The sequence below is a fragment of the Sandaracinus amylolyticus genome, from assembly GCF_021631985.1.
Lineage (GTDB): Bacteria > Myxococcota_A > Polyangia > Polyangiales > Sandaracinaceae > Sandaracinus > Sandaracinus amylolyticus_A.
On the sequence record NZ_CP070225.1, the window covers coordinates 8,144,590 to 8,160,858 of the forward strand.

The window sequence follows — 16,269 nt, forward strand, 5'->3', positions numbered from 1 at the left end:
CCCATATGTCCGCAGAGGCTCGCGCCGCCACGTCTCCCGTTCGCCGCGCCGACGACGCGGTGTTCGCGATCGAGCAGGGCCTCGTGGCGCTGATGCTCGTCGTGATGACGGTGATCGTCTTCCTCGACGTCATCTACCGCCAGCTGATCGCGCCCGAGAGCGAGATCTCGCAGTGGCTCACACCGTTCGTCGCGGACGCGAGCACGCGCGCGGCGATCGCGCCGTGGGTCGGCGGAGCGCTCGGGATCGCGATCCTCTACGCGGGTGTCGCCGCGTCGGAGAAGAGCCGGGGCGCGCCGATCCTCGCGGTGAAGGGCAGCGCGTTCGTCGTGGCCCTGGTGATCGCGGCGGTGGTCGCGGGCATCGGCGTGCTGATGGTCACGACGAGCTCGCAGCTCGTCTATCTCGTGCTGGTGGTGCTGGGGCTCTCGCTCTTCGCGAGCGGGCAGCTGCGGGCGCGCGCGCCGGGATGGCAGATGCGGCTCGGGATCGCAGCGGCGGTCGCGACGCCGCTGATCGCGCTCGTCGCATCCTCGCTCTTCCCCACCGCGTACACGTGGTCGAAGGAGATCGCGATGACCGTGACCCTCTGGGTCGGGTTCTTCGGCGCGTCTCTCTGCGTGCACGAGGGCAAGCACATCCGGCTCGAGGCGCTCGAGAAGTCGCACCCCGAGAAGGCCAGGCACCTCATCGCGGGCGTCTCGAACCTGATCGCCGCGCTCTTCAGCCTGTTCCTCGCGTACCTCGGCTATCTCTACGTGTTCGCGCCCGAGACCGGCGCGTTCTTCATCGGCGGCAACCTCGATCTCTCGGGGATGCCGATGTGGATCCGCACCGCGGCGATCCCGATCCTCTTCGTGGTCAGCGGACTGCGCTTCCTCGGCGCGGCGGTGAGCGCGGTGCTCGGCGGCAACTACGGCGCGCCCGCGAAGGCCGAGGGCATGGAGGACGCGGAGAAGCTCGCCGCCGAGGCCGACGCGATGACCGCGGACCAAGCGCCGAAGAACGCGAGCATCGAAGGAAAGCCCGCGAAGAAGCCGGTCGCGTTCCTCGTGGTGCTCGGGCTCGTCGTGCTGCTCCCGCTGCTCGGCAAGGGCGGCGTGCTCGCGGCGGTGATCCTCGCGGGCGTGCTGCTCGCGGAGCCGCTCTTCGTGGTGCTCGGCGCGATGACGGTCGTCGCGTTCCTCCTGTGGGGCGGGCGCACCGAGGCGTCGCAGTTCTCGATCCTCATCGAGCGCATCGTGTCGATCGCCGACAACGAGGCGCTGCTCGCGATCCCGTTCTTCATCCTCTCGGGCGCGATCATGGCGCGCGGTCAGATCAGCGCGCGCCTCATCGGGTTCGCGCGTGCGCTGGTCGGATGGCTCCCCGGCGGCATGGCGATCAGCGCGGTCATCGCGTGCATGATCTTCGCGGCGATCAGCGGCTCGAGCCCCGCGACCGTCGTCGCGATCGGCGGGATGATGGCGCCCGCGCTGATCAAGCAGGGCTACAAGCCCTCGTTCGCGCACGGCCTGGTCACGAGCGCGGGCTCGCTCGGCATCCTGATCCCGCCCTCGATCCCGATGATCGTCTACGCGATCGTCAACACGCAGGCGTCGATCCGCGTCGAGGAGCTCTTCGCCGCGGGCTTCGGCCCCGGCATCGTGATCGGCGGGATCCTGATGGGCTATTCGCTGTTCCGCGGCATCGTCGACAAGACGCCGCGCGACGCGTTCTCGATCCCGCAGCTCGTCGCCGCGACGCGCGACGGCATCTGGTCGTTGATGTTCCCCGGGCTGATCCTCGGCGGGATCTACGCGGGCATCTTCAACGCGATCGAGTCCGCGTGCATCAGCGTCGTGTACGCGGTGATCGTCGAGGTCTACATCCACCGCGCGCTGAAGCTCGACGAGCTGCCGAAGATCTTCGGCGAGACCGCGATCATGCTCGGGAGCTTCCTCGTGATCCTCGTGGTCGCGATGAGCTTCGTGGAGTTCCTCGAGGACCAGTCGATCCCCGCGAGCGCGGGCGAGTGGATCCGCTCGATGAACCTCGACCGTGTGATGTTCCTGCTGGTGCTGAACCTCGCGCTGCTCGTGGTCGGATGTCTGATGGACATCATGAGCGCGATCTTCGTGTGCGTGCCGCTGATCGCACCGATGGCCGCGGCGCTCGGGATCGACCCGCTGCACATGGGGATCATCTTCATCGTCAACCTGGAGATCGGCTATCTCACGCCGCCGGTCGGGCTGAACCTCTTCGTCGCGAGCACGCTCTTCAACAAGCCGCTGACGTACCTGATCCGCGCGGTGCTGCCGTTCATCGCGATGATGTGCGTGGGCCTCTTGATCATCACGTACTACCCGCCGATCAGCGCGGACTTCGGGCGCTGGATCGCGGGCGCGCCGCCGGCATCGCAGGCACCGGCGCCGGTCGAGACCGGCGAGATCGGCGAAGAGGAAGAGGAAGAAGAAGCGGCCCCGACGCGCTTCGTCCCGCAGTGCCAGCCGCCCGAGGACCTGAACTGCGACGGCAACGTCACGATCGAAGAGATGACGCGCTACGGCGACATCCTCGCGGAGCAGGAAGCGGCCGAGGAGGCGCCCACGCCGCGATGTGAGCCGCCCGAGGACCTGAACTGCGATGGCAACGTCACGATGGACGAGATGATGCGTTACACGGAGACGCTCGGAGAGCAGGAAGCAGCGCCCTGATCGAATGGCCGCGTTCCTTCCGTATGCCTACCTGGTGCGGCCGCGCGAGGCGCTCTTCGAGCGCATCTCGCGCGACGCGTGGTTCGCACGACCGCACGTCTGGACGATCACGAGCCCCGGCGATCACGACTTCGAGGGTCAGCAGCGCATCTGGGAGGCGCAGCTGAAACTCGGGTTCCTCGCGCGCATCCACGAGGACGCGACCGTCGTCCGCCCGACCGAGTGGGAGATGGATCGGATCTGCAGGGACAACGCGCAGGCCCTGCTCGATTGGCTGCCGCTCACGATCGAGACGTTCGATCGTCTCTTCGCGCTCGAGCCCGTCGGCGTGGGGCAGGCTCGGTACGATCCCGATCGCATCGCGGAGAAGAGCCTGCGGGCCGTGGTGCCCGGAGACTCGATGATCACGACGGGTCGCGGGCCGATCGCGGTGAACGGGGTCTGGGAGCGCGTGATCGCGCACCGCGCGTCGATGCGCGCGTGTGCGCTCGCCGGCCTGCGCTTCCTCGTGCCGCGGCTCTTCGAGGCGTTCTCGGAGCTGGTCACGCCGCCCGAATGCGTCGTGCACGCCGGCGAGGTCGTGGGTCAGGACGAGCTCGCCGACGCGCTCGCGCGCGACGGTTGGGTGCTCACGCCGCGGGCACGCCTCCACATCGTGGTGAGGGACCTGCGCGACATGGGCGACATGGAGCTGACCTGCGAATGCAGCGTCCGCGAGTGGCGCGACGGGCCGCGAGCGCGCGGCCGCGTGCTGACGCGTGCCGCGGTCCTGCTCGGCCTCGAGCGGACGGAGACCGACTGGACCGTCCGCGATGCGACGATGTCGGTGTCCCGCGCTCGGAGGCTCGTGAAGTGAGGCGTCCGGCCTCGTGAGAAAGCCCCCGTTGGCCCTGCGCTTCCGCGGACTTTCGTGTCATCGTGGCCGCGCCTCATCATCCGGGAAGACATGGCCACGACCGACCTGACCTCGATCGCACGCACGGCTCCCACCTCGAGCGCCCCGCGCGTCTCCACGATGGCCGAGGGCCTCGTCGGCTCGGAGATCCTCAAGATCGCCGCCGAGATCCGCGCGCTGATCAAGGGCGGTCGCACCGTCTGCAACCTGACGGTCGGCGACTTCGATCCGAAGCAGTTCCCGATCCCCGACGCGCTCAAGAAGGCGATCGTCGACGCCTACGACGCGAACGAGACGAACTATCCGCCGAGCAACGGCATGCCCGAGCTGCGCGACGCGCTGCCGCGCTTCTACGAGCGCGAGCTCGGTCTGCGTTATCCGCTCGAGTCGTTCCTCGTCGCGAGCGGCGCGCGCCCCGTCATCTACGGCATCTATCGCGCAGTCGTCGATCCCGGCGACACCGTCGTCTATCCGGTGCCGTCGTGGAACAACAACCACTACGTGCACATGCTCGGCGCAAAGGGCGTGACCGTGCCCTGCGGCCCCGAGTCGCGCTTCCTGCCGAGCAAGAGCGAGCTCCTCGCGACGCTGCCCACCGCGCGCCTCGTGTGCCTCAACTCGCCGCTCAACCCGACCGGCACCGCGATGGCGCGCGATCAGCTCCTCGGCGTGTGCGAGGCGATCGTCGCGGAGAACGAGAAGCGCGCGTCGCGCGGCGAGAAGCCGGTCTACCTGATGTACGACCACATCTACTGGATGCTCACGGCGAAGGGCACCGAGCACTACACGCCGCCGCAGCTCGTCCCGGAGATGGCGAAGTACACGATCTTCGTCGACGGCATCAGCAAGGCGTTCGCCGCGACCGGCGTGCGCGTGGGCTGGGCGGTCGGTCCGACCGACGTGATCGATCGGATGAGCGCGATCATCGGGCACGTCGGTGCGTGGGCGCCGCGCGCCGAGCAGATCGCGACCGCGCGCCTGCTCGACGACACCAGCGCGATCAAGACCTACGTCGACACGATGCACGCGGGCCTCGGCGCGCGCCTGAACGCGCTCCACGAGGCGTTCCAGTCGATGAAGTCGTCGGGCCTCCCGGTGGACTCGCTCTCTCCCGAGGGCGCGATCTACCTGACGGTGCGCATCGCGCCGTTCGGCAAGAAGACCTCGAGCGGCGCCGAGCTCAAGACGAACGAGGACGTGCGCCGCTACGTGCTCGAGGCCGCGGGCGTCGGCATCGTGCCGTTCCAGGCGTTCGGCGTGCCGGGCGACGACGGATGGTTCCGGCTCAGCGTCGGCGCGGTGAGCGAGCGCGAGATCCGCGACGCGATGCCGCGCCTCGCCGAAGCGCTCAAGGCGCTCTGAGCTCCGTCGCGCTACGGATTCGGTAGCGCTACGGATTCGGTAGCGCTACGGATTCGGTAGCGCTACGGATTCGGTAGCGCTACGGATTCGGTAGCGCTACGGATTCGGTAGCGCTCAGCGGAACGGGCCGATGGTCGCGTCGCGCAGGCGCGCGGCGATCGGCCCTTCGGGGTGCGCGTGCTCGAGCGCCCTGGCGCGCGCGGTGCGCGCGAGCTCGTGCTCGCCGCGCGCGTGGTGGATGTCGAAGAGCAGCGCCCACACCTCGGCGTCCTTCTCGTGCGCGAGCAGGTGCTCGCGCAGCATCGCCTCGGCGCGTGTGAGCTCGCCCGCGAGCACGACCGCACGCGCCTGCACGAGGAGGGCTTCGCGCTCGAGCGCGCGCCGATAGCCGTCGTCGAGCGCGAGCGAGGGCAGCACGTGCTGCACGAAGTCGATCCCGAAGCGCTCGAGCCCGCGCGCGTCCTCGGGCTTCACGAGCCCTCCGGCGAGCTGCATCACCGCACGATGGAGCGGCACGATCTCGCGTGCGCTCGGCGAGAGCGTCGCAGGATCGAGCGCGTCGAGCAGCGCGATCCCGACCGCGTACGCGCCCATCGTGTCGTGGTGCACGGCCTCCGCGATCACGTCGTCGGCCGTGCGATCCGCCTCCGGGATGCGCCGCAGCGCGAGCACGCCGCCCTCGGGATCGTTCGCCGACCACGCTGCCGACGCGAGCTGGCGCAGCGCAGCCGGGTCGTCCTCGCACAGCGCGATCGCCGCGAGCACGAGCTTGCGCACCATCGCGCGAGGAGTCCTCGGAGGCAGCGACGCGAGCTCGCTCAGCACCACCCACCGCACGCCTCCGACACGATCCTCGATGCTGCCCTCGCGATCGATGATCTCCTTCGAGAGGCGCACGCAGGCGTCGCAGATGAACGCCTTCGGTCCTGCGATCAGCTTCGCGACCTGGCGGCGGTCGAGCCCGCAGAACGAGCACGCCATCGGGGGCTCCGCGGGGGGCGGGCCACTCTTCGCGAACACTCGACTCCACCACGACGTCACGAGGGTCGCTCGATGCTACGCGCGAGGCGTACGCGACACACCTCGCGACGATGCGCCGCAAGGGATCTCGGTGGCCCCTCGATTGCTGTGCATTCGCGACATGCAGGGCCTCGCCGCACTGCTCCTCGCCACGATGCTCACGCAAGGCCCACCCGCCGCGCTCGAGGAGCGCGAGCGGGATCGCGCGCCTCGTCCTTCGCTGGCGATCGAGCTCGAGCTCGAGGTGCCGACGCTCGAGGAGACGCTGCGGCAGACGCTCCCGCTGGCCGAGCTGCTCTATCTGCGCAACGGCTTGGTCGGCATCTCGCTGACCGAGGATCTCGCGCTGCTCGTCGACGTGCGCACCGAGGGCGTCCCCTCGAGCCCCGATCCCGCGCGCCCGATGACGCGCGGCTCGGTGAGCGCGACCCTCGGGATCGCACTGTCGTCGTGGGACGGGTGACCCGGATGGTCGCTCCCGGCGGAGATGCTAGCGCCCGTTCGGGCGTCGCCAGGTCTCGAGCCCCGCGTCCACGCGCTCCGCGAACCCGATCTCGTCGCGCAGCGAGTCGACCGCGCGCGTCGAGGACGCCGCGGGATCGAGGCATGCGAGCTCGGTCCACTCTTCGTTCGCGACGCCGTGCTGGCGCACGAACCAGCGATCGTGATCGTCGCGATCGAGCGGGAACGTGATGCAGGTCGCGGGCTTGTACTTGTTCTTGTCGCCCTCGCTCGCGCCGAGCACGTGGAGGGCGCAGCCCTCGGCGTAGAACACGCAGTATCGCTCGGCGATCGCGAGCATCGGGCGGCCGTGCTTCACGCGCTTGGTGATCCACGCGCCGCGCTCGACGACGCGACGCGCGGCGGGCCGCAGCTTCGCGACCACGTGCGGGATCGCCTCGGCGATGCGCGCTGCCTCGCCTTCGCTCACGGGCGGACGGCTCTCCTTGCAGCACGCGCCGCCGCATCCCGGCCACACGCACTCGAAGCGCGCTTGCTCTTCGTTGACGATCGGCAGCGCCTTCTTCACGAGGTCAGGCTCCGTCCGTAGACGATCTTGTCCGCGCCCACGCGGTAATAGTCGCGCACTCGCGCGATCTCGGGATAGCCGGCGCGCAGATAGAAGCGACGCGTGGGCTCGTAGTCGGGCGTGCCCTCGGTCTCGATCAACAAGAGGCGTCCGCCCCGCGCGCGCACGTCGTCCTCGCACGCCGCGAGGAGCTTCTGCCCGATGCCGCCGCCGTGTCGCGTGGGGTCGACGGCGATCCAGTAGAGGTCGTAGGTCGCGTCGGTCATCGGCGCGTGGCCCCAGCACGCGTACCCGAGCACGGTGCCGTGATCGTCCTCCGCGACCGCGAAGAAGTACTCGTCGTCGTTGGTGGAGAGCCCCTCGTCGACGAGCTCCATCGCGACGTCGACCTCCTCGGGGCGGAAGACACCGACGGCCCGCACGATGCGATCGATCGCCTCGCGGTCGCTGGGGCGCAGATCAGTCCGTACGCGCACGACGTGCTGCTCCTCGAAGGAGGCCCGCGATCAGGCCCTCGTATCCGATCCCGGCTCGCTCCGCGGCGAGGCAGAGCCCGGCGCCGCGCGAGAGATCGGGGTTGGGGTTCACGTCGATCACGAAGGGCGCACCATCGCGATCGAGACGGAGATCGACACGCCCGTAGTCGCGCAGCCCGAGGGCGCGCCACGCCGCGAGCGCGACCTGCTCGATGCGCGCGCGGAGCTCCGCGTCGAGGTCGCGCGCTTCGACGCTCGCGCTGCCGCGGTACTCGTCGCTCTCTTCGTCCCACTTCGCCGAGAACGTGAGAATTCGCGGCAAATTCGCGGGAAATCGCGAGTAATCGATCTCGGCGACCGGCAGCGCGCGGGGGGGCGCGCCGTCGAGCTCGACGATCGACACGTTGAGCTCGCGTCCGTCGACGTAGCGCTCGATCAGCGCGGGGCCGAGGCCGCGGGCGATCAGGTGCTCGACGCGGGCGCGGGCGGGGGGCTCGTCGTGCACCACGCTCGCGGCGTCGATGCCGTGGCTCGCGTCCTGGGCCGCAGGCTTCACGATCCACGGGCCGCGCGCGCCGAGTGGCCAGGGCGCGCGCGAGTCGCTCATCGTCGCGCCCTCGGGCACCGGCACGCCGGCGCTCGCGAGCAGCGCGCGGGTGAGCGGTTTCTCGAGACAGAGCGCGAGCGCGCGCGGGGTCGCGCCGGTGTACGCGCAGCCGCGCAGCTCGAGCGTCCACGCGACGCCGGCTTCGTTGCGCACGCGTCCGGCCCAGCTCTCGGCGAGATTGACCACGACGTCGGCATCGATGGCCGCGACCTGCGCGAGCATCGTGCGCGGATCGCTCGAGAGCGGGACACGATCGACCCGCAGTCCGAGCGACGACGCGACCTGCGCGACCTCGTCGATCACTCCGCCGATCGAGGCCACGGCCGCGGCCTCGGCGGCACCGGTCTCGGCGGAAGAGGCGGAGGTGGTGGAGAGGGAGTCCCAGAGGATCGCGATGGAGCGGAGCGGAGTCATGGGTACAGCCGAGGCGACGGAGGCATCATCTCAGATCACGCGGGCAGCGCGGGTTCTCGAGCCGCGAGCGCTGGAACAGCCGTGCACGAGCACGTGTACGAGTCACGACGTGGTTCGATCGATCGTGATCGTTCGTACTCCGCATCACGAATCGAGGCGCATCGAGGTCACTTCATTCTCGCGCGGAGCGCGCACACGCGCGCAGCGCGGTGCTACCCGCGAGCGCCCGGGCCGCGCGAACAGCGCGGACCGGTCGCGAGCCATCCGCCACCTCACCCAACGAGACGGCAGAACCGCGGTACCGGGCGCGGGGTGGAGGGTCCGACGCCCTCGTGCGACGGGGGCTCGCAGAGGCCGACCACAGACTGATCGAAGCATCGCGGCAAACGCGCGAAGCGCGCGCCGCGATGCGCCCACCGACTCCCGACGCTCGCGGCCTTCCGTTCAGCAGCCCGCGAGCACCCGGGCGGCGGACCCTCCACCCCGCGCCGCTCGCCGAAGCCTCACAGGCCTTGTCTCTCGCGCGCCGCTTCGACGATCCGCCCGATCAGATCCGCATACCCGAGCCCATTCGCCCGCGCGAGGATCACCAGATCGCCCGTCACCGGGTTCAACCCCGGCAGCGGGTTCACCTCGAGGAACTTCGGCTCGCCGTCGTCACCGAGGCGCACGTCCACGCGGCCGACGTCGCGACACGCGAGCGCACGGTACGCCGCGAGCGCGACGTCCTCGACCGCGCGCACCAGCTCGTCCGGGCGGCGCGGCGGGACGTGGTACTCGACCTCTTCGAGGTAATTTCGTTTGACCTCCAACGAATACACGAACTCGTCGACCGCACACCTGCGGGGCACGATCTCCATCGCGCCGATCACCTGCGCGCTCGCCCCGGTGCCGAGGATGCCCACGGTGAACTCGGGGCCCGAGCAGAACTCCTCGACCAGCACCGGCTCGCGGTAGTCCGCGAGGAGCTGCCCGCAGAGCTCGCGCAGATCGTAGAGATCGACCACGCGGCTGTGCTTGCGCACGCCCATGCTCGAGCCCTCGAAGAGCGGCTTCGCAATCAGCGGGAACACGAGCGGCACGTCGTGCAGCTGCTCGACGTTCTCGACGACGATGAAGCGCGGCGTGGGCACGCCCGCCGACGCGACGACTCGCTTGGCCATCGCCTTGTCGAGCGTGAGCGCGAGCGTCAGCGGATCCGAGTGCGTGTAGGGCACTCCGAGCATCTCGAGCGCGCTCGGCACGTGCGCCTCGCGCGAGCGCGTGCCGTAGCCCTCGGCGATGTTGAAGACGAGATCCCCCGGCTCCTGCATCGCGCGCGCGAGGAACGAGCGACCGCTGCCGAGCCGGCGGGTGCGATAGCCGTTCGCGCCGAGCGCCTCTTCGATCGCCGAGACGGTCGCGTCGGAGTCGTACTCCTCGAACGCGTCCTCGGGCATCTCGACGTCTCCGAGCGTGCGGCGCGCGACGCGCTCGAAGTCGGCCTTGAGGTCGTACGCGATGCCGACGGTGCGCACCTCGGTGGTGCGCGGGCCCTCGCCGAGGCTCTTCATGTGCGTGCGCAGCGCGCCGCCGAACGACGAGGACATCGGGAGCCGTGCCGGCGCGCCGGGCGCGCCGCCGCGCATCGACGGACCGACCTCGGCGGCGTCGAAGCGACCGGGAACGTTGGTGCCGAGCGCGCGCACGATGCGCGGCGCGAGACCGTAGCGGTGAGAGTGCGGATACGAAGGACCACCGAGCGAGACGATGCTGGGCGCGCGAGTCGCGCCGCGCCGCGAAGGAGAATTGCGATGCGTGTCCATCAGTGCTCGTAGGAGCGCGCTCGTCCGAGCGCAGGGCAGGGATCGCCGTCAACGGCAGGGCACGCGAGGAACGCGCGCCGAGACCGTCCGACCCGGGCGAGGCGGGCCGGAGCGAGCGAACGAAGCGAATGCCGCGCGGAGCGAGCACGAGTCGCGTCGGATGCGATGGCGTGCTGCCCCCGCGAGGTGTGGGGACCGAGAGGAACGTGGGAGCGAGAGGAGCCGAGGGCCGCGATCGCCGGCGCAGCGTCGTGTCCGACGCGGATCGCCGTCGACCGCGAAGGTCTTGGGACGGGTCCTGGCGGCTCCGTTTTCGCGTGGTCGGAAGCAGTAGCGCTCCGCCGTGCGCGCTCGTCCATGAGCCCGGAGACTGACGAGGTCGATCTCGGGTGTCAATCGGGTGGCAGGTATTTTTCGGATGCGATCGCGGCGTGGGATCGAGATCGATCCCGACCGCGATCGATCACGGCGATTCGACGCCGCAGGCAGGCGTCGCGGGACGGCCGGAGGCGGTCGCGATCCCGCCCGCGGGCTCGCCGTGCAGCTGGCTCCAGCCGTAGTCGGCGGAGACCGCGGTGATGCAGACGAGGCCCGCGATCATCATCCGCACGAAGAACCCCGCGGCCCACGATCCGTCGCCCCCGCCCGGCACGTCGCGCCATCGCGCGAGGTAGCGATCGGCCACGAGGAACGCCGGCGCCGCGAGGAGCACGAGCCGCGGGTACCAGCCGATCGCCGCGAGCACGAGCGTGAGGATCACCGAGAGCGCGAGGAACGCGCGGGTGACGTCGAGCGTGAAGCGCGCACCGCGCAGCGCGACGAGGGTGCGATAGCCGCGCGCGCGATCCTCGTCCTCCTGGAACGCCTGCGCCGCGAGGTACGCCGCGACGATGTACGTGACGCTGAGCGCGAGCGTCGCCGCGCCGCGCGGGGTCGGCGGGAGATCGGAGAGCAGGAACCCGCCGAGCGGAGAGAGCACGCCGTAGCCGATCGCGTTCGCGAGCGGTCCGAGGATCGCGTGGCCCTTCCACGCAGTGCGCGGGTGCGAGTAGAGCACCGAGAGGATCGCGCAGCCGAGCACGCAGAGCCCGAGCCCGAGACCGGTCACGAACGCGGCGGTGAGCGAGAACGCGAGCGTCGCGTAGGCGAACTTCTCGATGCCGCGCGGCACCGGGACGCTCTTGCCGAAGAGGACCTGTCCTTCGTCGCGATCGAGCGCGGCGTTCAGCCACATCGTGCCCATGTGCGGCACGGCCCACATCGTCGCGAGGAGCCCGAGCGGAACGAGCGCGCCGAAGCCCGGGATGCGACAGCCGTGATCCCAATACGCGAACCCGAAGCCGATCATCGGCAGGAACGCGATCAGCACCATCCCCTTGGGGCGCGCGAGGGTCCAGAGAGCGCGGAGCACGAGCGGGCCGCGATGGTAACGCGAGGCGGGTCGGGGGCGCTCCGGCGAAGTACGCTCCCCGCGCCATGAACCCTCTCGTCTCCGATCGCTTCGTCGACTTCCTGCTCTACGACGTCCTCGACGCGCCCTCGCTCACGACGCTGCCGGCGTTCGCCGATCACGAGCGCGAGACGTTCGATCTGTGGCTCGGTGCGTGTCGCAGGCTCGCGCGCGAGGTGCTCTTCCCGACCTATCGCGTGATGGACGAAGCGCCGCCGCGCCTCGAGCACGGCCAGGTGCACGTGCACCCCGCGATGCGCGCGATCTGGAAGGAGCTCGCGGAGCTCGGCGTGATCGCGTCGACGCGCCCCGCGTCGGTCGGTGGTCAGCAGCTGCCGCTCACCGTGTCGACGCTCGCGAGCGCGTACCTGATGGCCGGCAATCTCTCGGCGTACGGCTACGCCGGGCTCACCACCGGCGCCGCGCACCTGATCGAGGCGTTCGGCGACGCGTGGACGAAGGAGACGTTCATGGCGCCGCTCTACGAGGGGCGCTGGACCGGCACGATGACGCTCACCGAGCCCCAGGCGGGCTCGTCGCTCGCCGACGTGCAGACGCGCGCGACCCGTACTGACCAGGGTCATTTTCTGCTGCGCGGCGCGAAGGTCTTCATCTCGGGCGGTGATCACGACGTGACCGACAACGTCGTGCACCTCGTGCTCGCGCGCATCGACGGAGCGCCCGCGGGCACCAAGGGCATCTCGCTCTTCGCGGTGCCCAAGCGTCGTCGCGAGGGCGATGCGTGGGTCGACAACGACGTGTCGATCAGCGGCGTGATCCACAAGATCGGGTGGAAGGGTCTGCCGAGCGTCGCGCTCGCGCTCGGTGATCGCAACGACTGCCACGGATGGCTGATCGGTGCGGAGAATTCGGGGCTCCGCTGCATGTTCCAGATGATGAACGAGGCGCGCCTGATGGTCGGGGTGAACGCCACCGCGACCGCGTCGGTCGCGTTCCACGAGTCGCTCGCCTACGCGCGCGAGCGCACGCAAGGAAGGCCGCTCGGCGTGGTCGACGCGACGACGCCTCCGGTGCCGCTGATCGAGCACCCCGACGTGCGGCGCATGCTCCTTCGTCAGAAGGCGATCGTCGAAGGCGCGCTCTGTCTGCTCGCGACCAGCGCGAAGTACGCGGACCTCGCGGAGCACGCGACCGATCCCGCGGTGCGCGAGCGGAGCCGCTTGCTGCTCGATCTGCTGACGCCGATGGCGAAGAGCTTCCCCGCCGAGTACGGCTTCGAGTCGAACGCGCTCGCGGTGCAGATCCACGGCGGCTACGGCTACTCGTCGGAGTACCTGCCCGAGTCGTGGCTGCGCGATCAGAAGCTCAACTCGATCCACGAGGGCACGACCGGGATCCAGAGCCTCGATCTGCTGGGGCGCAAGGTCGTCGCGGGCGGTGGCGCGGCGATGATGGCGTGGCGCGAGGAGATCCTCTCCGACTGCGCGCGCGCCGACGAAGCGGGCGTCGATCGTGCGCGCACCCAGTCGGTGCGCGATGCGCTCGAGCGCGTGGTCGCGCTCACCGGCGCGCTCGGCGCGCGCGGCATGAAGGGCGACGTGAACGGCATGCTCGCGCACAGCGCCGACTACCTGCAGCTCGCGTCGATCCTCGCGGTCGCGTGGATGTGGACGCGCATGCGCGCGGCGGTCGCGGGGCGCGACGAGGCATTCGCGCGCGCCATCGATCGCGCCGCGATGTACTGGATCGCGACCGAGGTGCCGCGCATCGAGGTGCTCGCGCGTCTCTGCGAGAGCGCGGAGCCGAGCTACCTCGGGCTCGATCCCGCGGATCTCTGATCGCGCGCCGGCACGCGCGGTGCTGAGCGTCGGCGCATGACGCGCTTCGCTTCGGTTCTTCGCGCTTCGATCGTGGCCGGCATGCTCTGGCACGCCGGCGCAACTTCGGTTCACGCCCAGGACGGGGGCGTCGACGGCGACGCTGCAGCGTCGAGCGACGCGGGCCCGCCGGCGCGAAGCTCGGACGACGGATTGCCGCCGTTCGGGTGCTCGGTCGCGGGCAGCGCGGTGTCGCTCGGGCCCGCGCTCGCGCTGGTGCCTCTGCTCGCGATCGCGCGCCGTCGTCGCCGGCGCGCGTGATCGTCAGCGCAGGATCGAGCGGAGGTATGCGTCGAGCTTCGCCTCGTCGATCGGCTGGCCGCGATAGCCGACGTAGAGATCGGGCCGGATCAGGTACGCGCACTCGCTCGTCGCGCCGTAGCGCTTCTCGAGATCGCCGTCGGGATCGAGGAGCACCGGCACGCTCTCCGGCAGCTTCGCCGGGCGCGTCGCGCGCGGGGTGACGACGAACGCGCGCACGCTCGCGCCCCAGCGCGACGCCACACGATCGCAGAGTTTCGTGTAGCGCTCGTAGCCGGCATCGCTCTCGTGGCGACCATCGAAGAGCAGCAGCGTCCACGCGCGTCCGTCGAGGATCTCCGCGAGCCGCTTGGTGCCGCTGCTGCCCGCGACGGTGACCCGCCCGTCGGGCGCGCGCGATCCCGCGTGCGGTCCGTGCTCGAACTCGCGCATCGTGCCGAGCGTCGGGGTCTCGCCGCCCGCTGCGCTGCCGATGCGTGCTTGGAGCATCGACATCTTGTCCTCGCGCACGATCGGGCTCGACTGATAGCCGACCGCGAGCTCCGAGACCTCGCGCGCGATGCGCTGCTGCACGACCTCGAGGCCCACGAGGTGCCGCGCGACCTCGTTGCGCAGCGCGCGCGCGACGCTGTTCTTCAGCGTGCCGACCTTCGTCGCGAGATCGGTCCCCTTGAGCACGCTGCGCGCGATCGCGTGGCGCTCCTGCTCGTAGCTGTCGAGCAAGAGCCCGCGCGCCTCGCCGCGATGAACCATGGCGAGCTTCCACGCGAGGTTGTGGGCGTCCTGGATGCCGGTGTTCATCCCCTGCCCGCCCACCGGGCTGTGCACGTGCGCGGCGTCGCCCGCGAGGAAGACGCGATCGTCGCGATAATGCGCGACCTGACGGCAGTGGATGCGGAAGCGCGCGAGCCACGTCGCGTCGCCGAGCACGCCGCCGGTCGCGGTGCGTCGATCGAAGATCGCCTGCACTTCCTCGAGCGTCGGATCGGCCTCGGTCTCGTCGCTCGCGGGCGCGCTCGCGATCACGCGCCAGCGCCCGCCGGGCAGGGGAAAACACGCGACCACGCCGTCCTCGGCGAACCACGTCGAGATGCGATCGTCGCGGGTGTCCCAGCGGATCGTCACGTCGGCGAGCACGAAGCGCTCGTCGTACGTCGTGCCCTCGAGGGGCAGCTCGAGCTTCTCGCGCACCGTGCTGTGCGCGCCGTCGCATCCGACGAGCCAGGCCGCGCGCAGCGTCGACTCCGCGTCGTTCGCGCGCAGCGTCGCGGTGACGCCGGTCCCGTCCTGACGGAACGAGACGAGCGACGTGCCGCGCTCGACCTTCACCCCGAGCGACTCGAGCTTCGCCGCGAGCACGGCCTCGGTCTCGGCCTGCGACACCGAGAGCAGGTACGAGAAGCGCGTGTCGAGCTCCTCGAACCCCGCGCTCACGATCACCTCGCTGCCCGCCCACATCGTGATGCCGCGCAGCACCAGCCCGCGCGCGATCAGATCCTCGACGATCCCGACGTCCTCGAAGATCTCGAGCGTGCGCGCGTGCACCGCGATCGCCTTCGAGTGTGTGCTCGCCGCCGCCGCGCGATCGATCACCCGCACCGCGAGCCCGCGCCGCGCGAGCTCGCACGCCATCGTCAGCCCGGTCGGCCCGGCGCCGACGACCAGCACGTCCGTCTTGTCCATGCGCGCGATGCTGCCACGATCGCGCGCATCGCCGTCACTCGTGGCTGCCGAAGAGCTCGGTCGCGTAGTGGCCGAACGGCGATCCGTCGATGAACGCGTAGCCGATGCCCGTGTCGTTCGGGCCATCCGCCATGATGTTGTTGCAGTGCCCCGGCGAGTCCATCCAGCCGGCGACGGCTTCGGCGCCCGTCGAATGGCCCGCGATGATGTTCTCGCCCGACGCGAACCCGGCGTAGCTCGCCTCCATGGCGCGGTCCCACGGGCTGCGTCCGTCCGCGCTGTCGTGGGAGAAATAGCCGTTGGCCGCCATGTCGAGGCTGTGGCAGCGCGCGGCCTCGCGCAGCGCGGCGTCCATCGCCAGCGGCGGCACCGGCGGCTTGTCCTCGCCGCCGCAGGTCGCGCCCGCCGCGCGGCGCGCGTTGACCTCCGCGAGGATCTCGTCTTCGAACGCGACCCACGACGCGGGCCAGCTCTCGGGATCGCGGCAGTCGAGCGTGACCGCGGGCTCCGGGCCTTCACCGTCGGGGTCGTACGAGACGCGCTCGTCGTCGCCGCCGCACGCGGTGAGGAGCAGAAGGAATGGCAACACGCGAAGGGAGTGGCTCGGCACCTGTCTCTCCGGTCGGGGCATCGATCCGGCGTCGAGCACGGATTGCGCCACGTCGCTCGATCTCGCGAATCCCCGGCTCCGGCGCGATCGGAGCGAGACTGCATGCGCGCGCGAGCGTGGGC

General features: G+C 70.5%; 14 protein-coding genes. 6 read left to right on the forward strand and 8 right to left on the reverse strand.

What is annotated here, in order from left to right; translation table 11 throughout:
• Positions 1-5 precede the first annotated feature (5 nt).
• The 3 genes from I5071_RS34470 to I5071_RS34480 all read left to right on the forward strand — a co-directional run bounded on the left by I5071_RS34470 (position 6) and on the right by I5071_RS34480 (position 4,953).
• Positions 6-2,696 (forward strand): TRAP transporter large permease subunit, encoded by a 2,691-nt coding sequence (locus I5071_RS34470; RefSeq protein WP_236517566.1) that lies wholly within the window; start codon positions 6-8, stop codon positions 2,694-2,696.
• A 4-nt stretch (positions 2,697-2,700) separates the two neighbouring features.
• Complete coding sequence (locus I5071_RS34475) at positions 2,701-3,552, forward strand: hypothetical protein (RefSeq protein WP_236517568.1); 852 nt, start codon at positions 2,701-2,703, stop codon at positions 3,550-3,552.
• A 90-nt stretch (positions 3,553-3,642) separates the two neighbouring features.
• The gene (locus I5071_RS34480; protein ID WP_236517570.1) at positions 3,643-4,953 is read left to right on the forward strand and encodes a pyridoxal phosphate-dependent aminotransferase; all 1,311 of its coding nucleotides are present in this window, start codon (positions 3,643-3,645) and stop codon (positions 4,951-4,953) included.
• A gap of 114 nt (positions 4,954-5,067) precedes the next feature.
• On the opposite strand, the gene I5071_RS34485 is transcribed toward I5071_RS34480, so the two are convergent.
• The gene (locus tag I5071_RS34485; RefSeq protein WP_236517571.1) at positions 5,068-5,934 is read right to left on the reverse strand and encodes a ClpX C4-type zinc finger protein; all 867 of its coding nucleotides are present in this window, start codon (positions 5,932-5,934) and stop codon (positions 5,068-5,070) included.
• Positions 5,935-6,094: 160 nt separating this feature from the next.
• Between I5071_RS34485 and I5071_RS34490 the strand changes: the two genes are divergently transcribed.
• On the forward strand, positions 6,095-6,436 hold the full coding sequence (locus I5071_RS34490; protein WP_236517572.1) for a hypothetical protein: 342 nt from the start codon (positions 6,095-6,097) through the stop codon (positions 6,434-6,436).
• Between the two features lie 27 nt (positions 6,437-6,463).
• On the opposite strand, the gene I5071_RS34495 is transcribed toward I5071_RS34490, so the two are convergent.
• The 5 genes from I5071_RS34495 to I5071_RS34515 all read right to left on the reverse strand — a co-directional run bounded on the left by I5071_RS34495 (position 6,464) and on the right by I5071_RS34515 (position 11,716).
• The gene (locus I5071_RS34495) at positions 6,464-7,003 is read right to left on the reverse strand and encodes a YkgJ family cysteine cluster protein (protein WP_236517577.1); all 540 of its coding nucleotides are present in this window, start codon (positions 7,001-7,003) and stop codon (positions 6,464-6,466) included.
• The gene (locus I5071_RS34500) at positions 7,000-7,479 is read right to left on the reverse strand and encodes a GNAT family N-acetyltransferase (RefSeq protein ID WP_236517579.1); all 480 of its coding nucleotides are present in this window, start codon (positions 7,477-7,479) and stop codon (positions 7,000-7,002) included. Before I5071_RS34500 ends, I5071_RS34495 begins: the two co-directional genes overlap by 4 nt.
• Positions 7,463-8,500, reverse strand: a complete 1,038-nt coding sequence (locus tag I5071_RS34505; protein ID WP_236517580.1) for a D-alanine--D-alanine ligase family protein — start codon at positions 8,498-8,500, stop codon at positions 7,463-7,465. Before I5071_RS34505 ends, I5071_RS34500 begins: the two co-directional genes overlap by 17 nt.
• 503 nt (positions 8,501-9,003) lie before the next feature.
• A complete protein-coding gene (locus tag I5071_RS34510) occupies positions 9,004-10,305 on the reverse strand; it encodes a D-alanine--D-alanine ligase family protein (protein WP_236517581.1) in 1,302 nt (433 codons plus the stop codon).
• Positions 10,306-10,768: 463 nt separating this feature from the next.
• Positions 10,769-11,716 (reverse strand): UbiA family prenyltransferase, encoded by a 948-nt coding sequence (locus I5071_RS34515; protein ID WP_236517582.1) that lies wholly within the window; start codon positions 11,714-11,716, stop codon positions 10,769-10,771.
• 65 nt (positions 11,717-11,781) lie between these two features.
• Here I5071_RS34515 and I5071_RS34520 point away from each other — a divergent pair, with 65 nt between their 5' ends.
• Both I5071_RS34520 and I5071_RS34525 read left to right on the forward strand, forming a co-directional pair.
• A complete protein-coding gene (locus tag I5071_RS34520) occupies positions 11,782-13,554 on the forward strand; it encodes an acyl-CoA dehydrogenase (RefSeq protein WP_236517583.1) in 1,773 nt (590 codons plus the stop codon).
• Between the two features lie 81 nt (positions 13,555-13,635).
• Positions 13,636-13,854 carry a hypothetical protein gene (locus tag I5071_RS34525; protein ID WP_236517587.1) on the forward strand — a complete coding sequence of 73 codons (219 nt, stop codon included), beginning with the start codon at positions 13,636-13,638 and terminating at the stop codon, positions 13,852-13,854.
• A gap of 3 nt (positions 13,855-13,857) precedes the next feature.
• On the opposite strand, the gene I5071_RS34530 is transcribed toward I5071_RS34525, so the two are convergent.
• Both I5071_RS34530 and I5071_RS34535 read right to left on the reverse strand, forming a co-directional pair.
• Positions 13,858-15,537, reverse strand: a complete 1,680-nt coding sequence (locus I5071_RS34530) for an FAD-dependent oxidoreductase (protein WP_236517590.1) — start codon at positions 15,535-15,537, stop codon at positions 13,858-13,860.
• A 34-nt stretch (positions 15,538-15,571) separates the two neighbouring features.
• Positions 15,572-16,126: a CAP domain-containing protein gene (locus I5071_RS34535; protein ID WP_236517591.1), complete on the reverse strand. Its 555-nt coding sequence runs from the start codon at positions 16,124-16,126 to the stop codon at positions 15,572-15,574.
• Positions 16,127-16,269 lie beyond the last annotated feature (143 nt).

Excerpts from the sequence above, each read along its gene's own strand:
- I5071_RS34475 (WP_236517568.1), top strand. The coding sequence starts at position 2,701 with ATGGCCGCGTTCCTTCCGTATGCCTACCTGGTGCGGCCGCGCGAGGCG.
- I5071_RS34480 (WP_236517570.1), top strand. The coding sequence starts at position 3,643 with ATGGCCACGACCGACCTGACCTCGATCGCACGCACGGCTCCCACCTCG.
- I5071_RS34505 (WP_236517580.1), bottom strand. The coding sequence starts at position 8,500 with ATGACTCCGCTCCGCTCCATCGCGATCCTCTGGGACTCCCTCTCCACC.
- I5071_RS34520 (WP_236517583.1), top strand. The coding sequence starts at position 11,782 with ATGAACCCTCTCGTCTCCGATCGCTTCGTCGACTTCCTGCTCTACGAC.
- I5071_RS34470 (WP_236517566.1), top strand. The coding sequence starts at position 6 with ATGTCCGCAGAGGCTCGCGCCGCCACGTCTCCCGTTCGCCGCGCCGAC.
- I5071_RS34485 (WP_236517571.1), bottom strand. The coding sequence starts at position 5,934 with ATGGCGTGCTCGTTCTGCGGGCTCGACCGCCGCCAGGTCGCGAAGCTG.
- I5071_RS34530 (WP_236517590.1), bottom strand. The coding sequence starts at position 15,537 with ATGGACAAGACGGACGTGCTGGTCGTCGGCGCCGGGCCGACCGGGCTG.
- I5071_RS34525 (WP_236517587.1), top strand. The coding sequence starts at position 13,636 with ATGCTCTGGCACGCCGGCGCAACTTCGGTTCACGCCCAGGACGGGGGC.
- I5071_RS34490 (WP_236517572.1), top strand. The coding sequence starts at position 6,095 with ATGCAGGGCCTCGCCGCACTGCTCCTCGCCACGATGCTCACGCAAGGC.
- I5071_RS34510 (WP_236517581.1), bottom strand. The coding sequence starts at position 10,305 with ATGGACACGCATCGCAATTCTCCTTCGCGGCGCGGCGCGACTCGCGCG.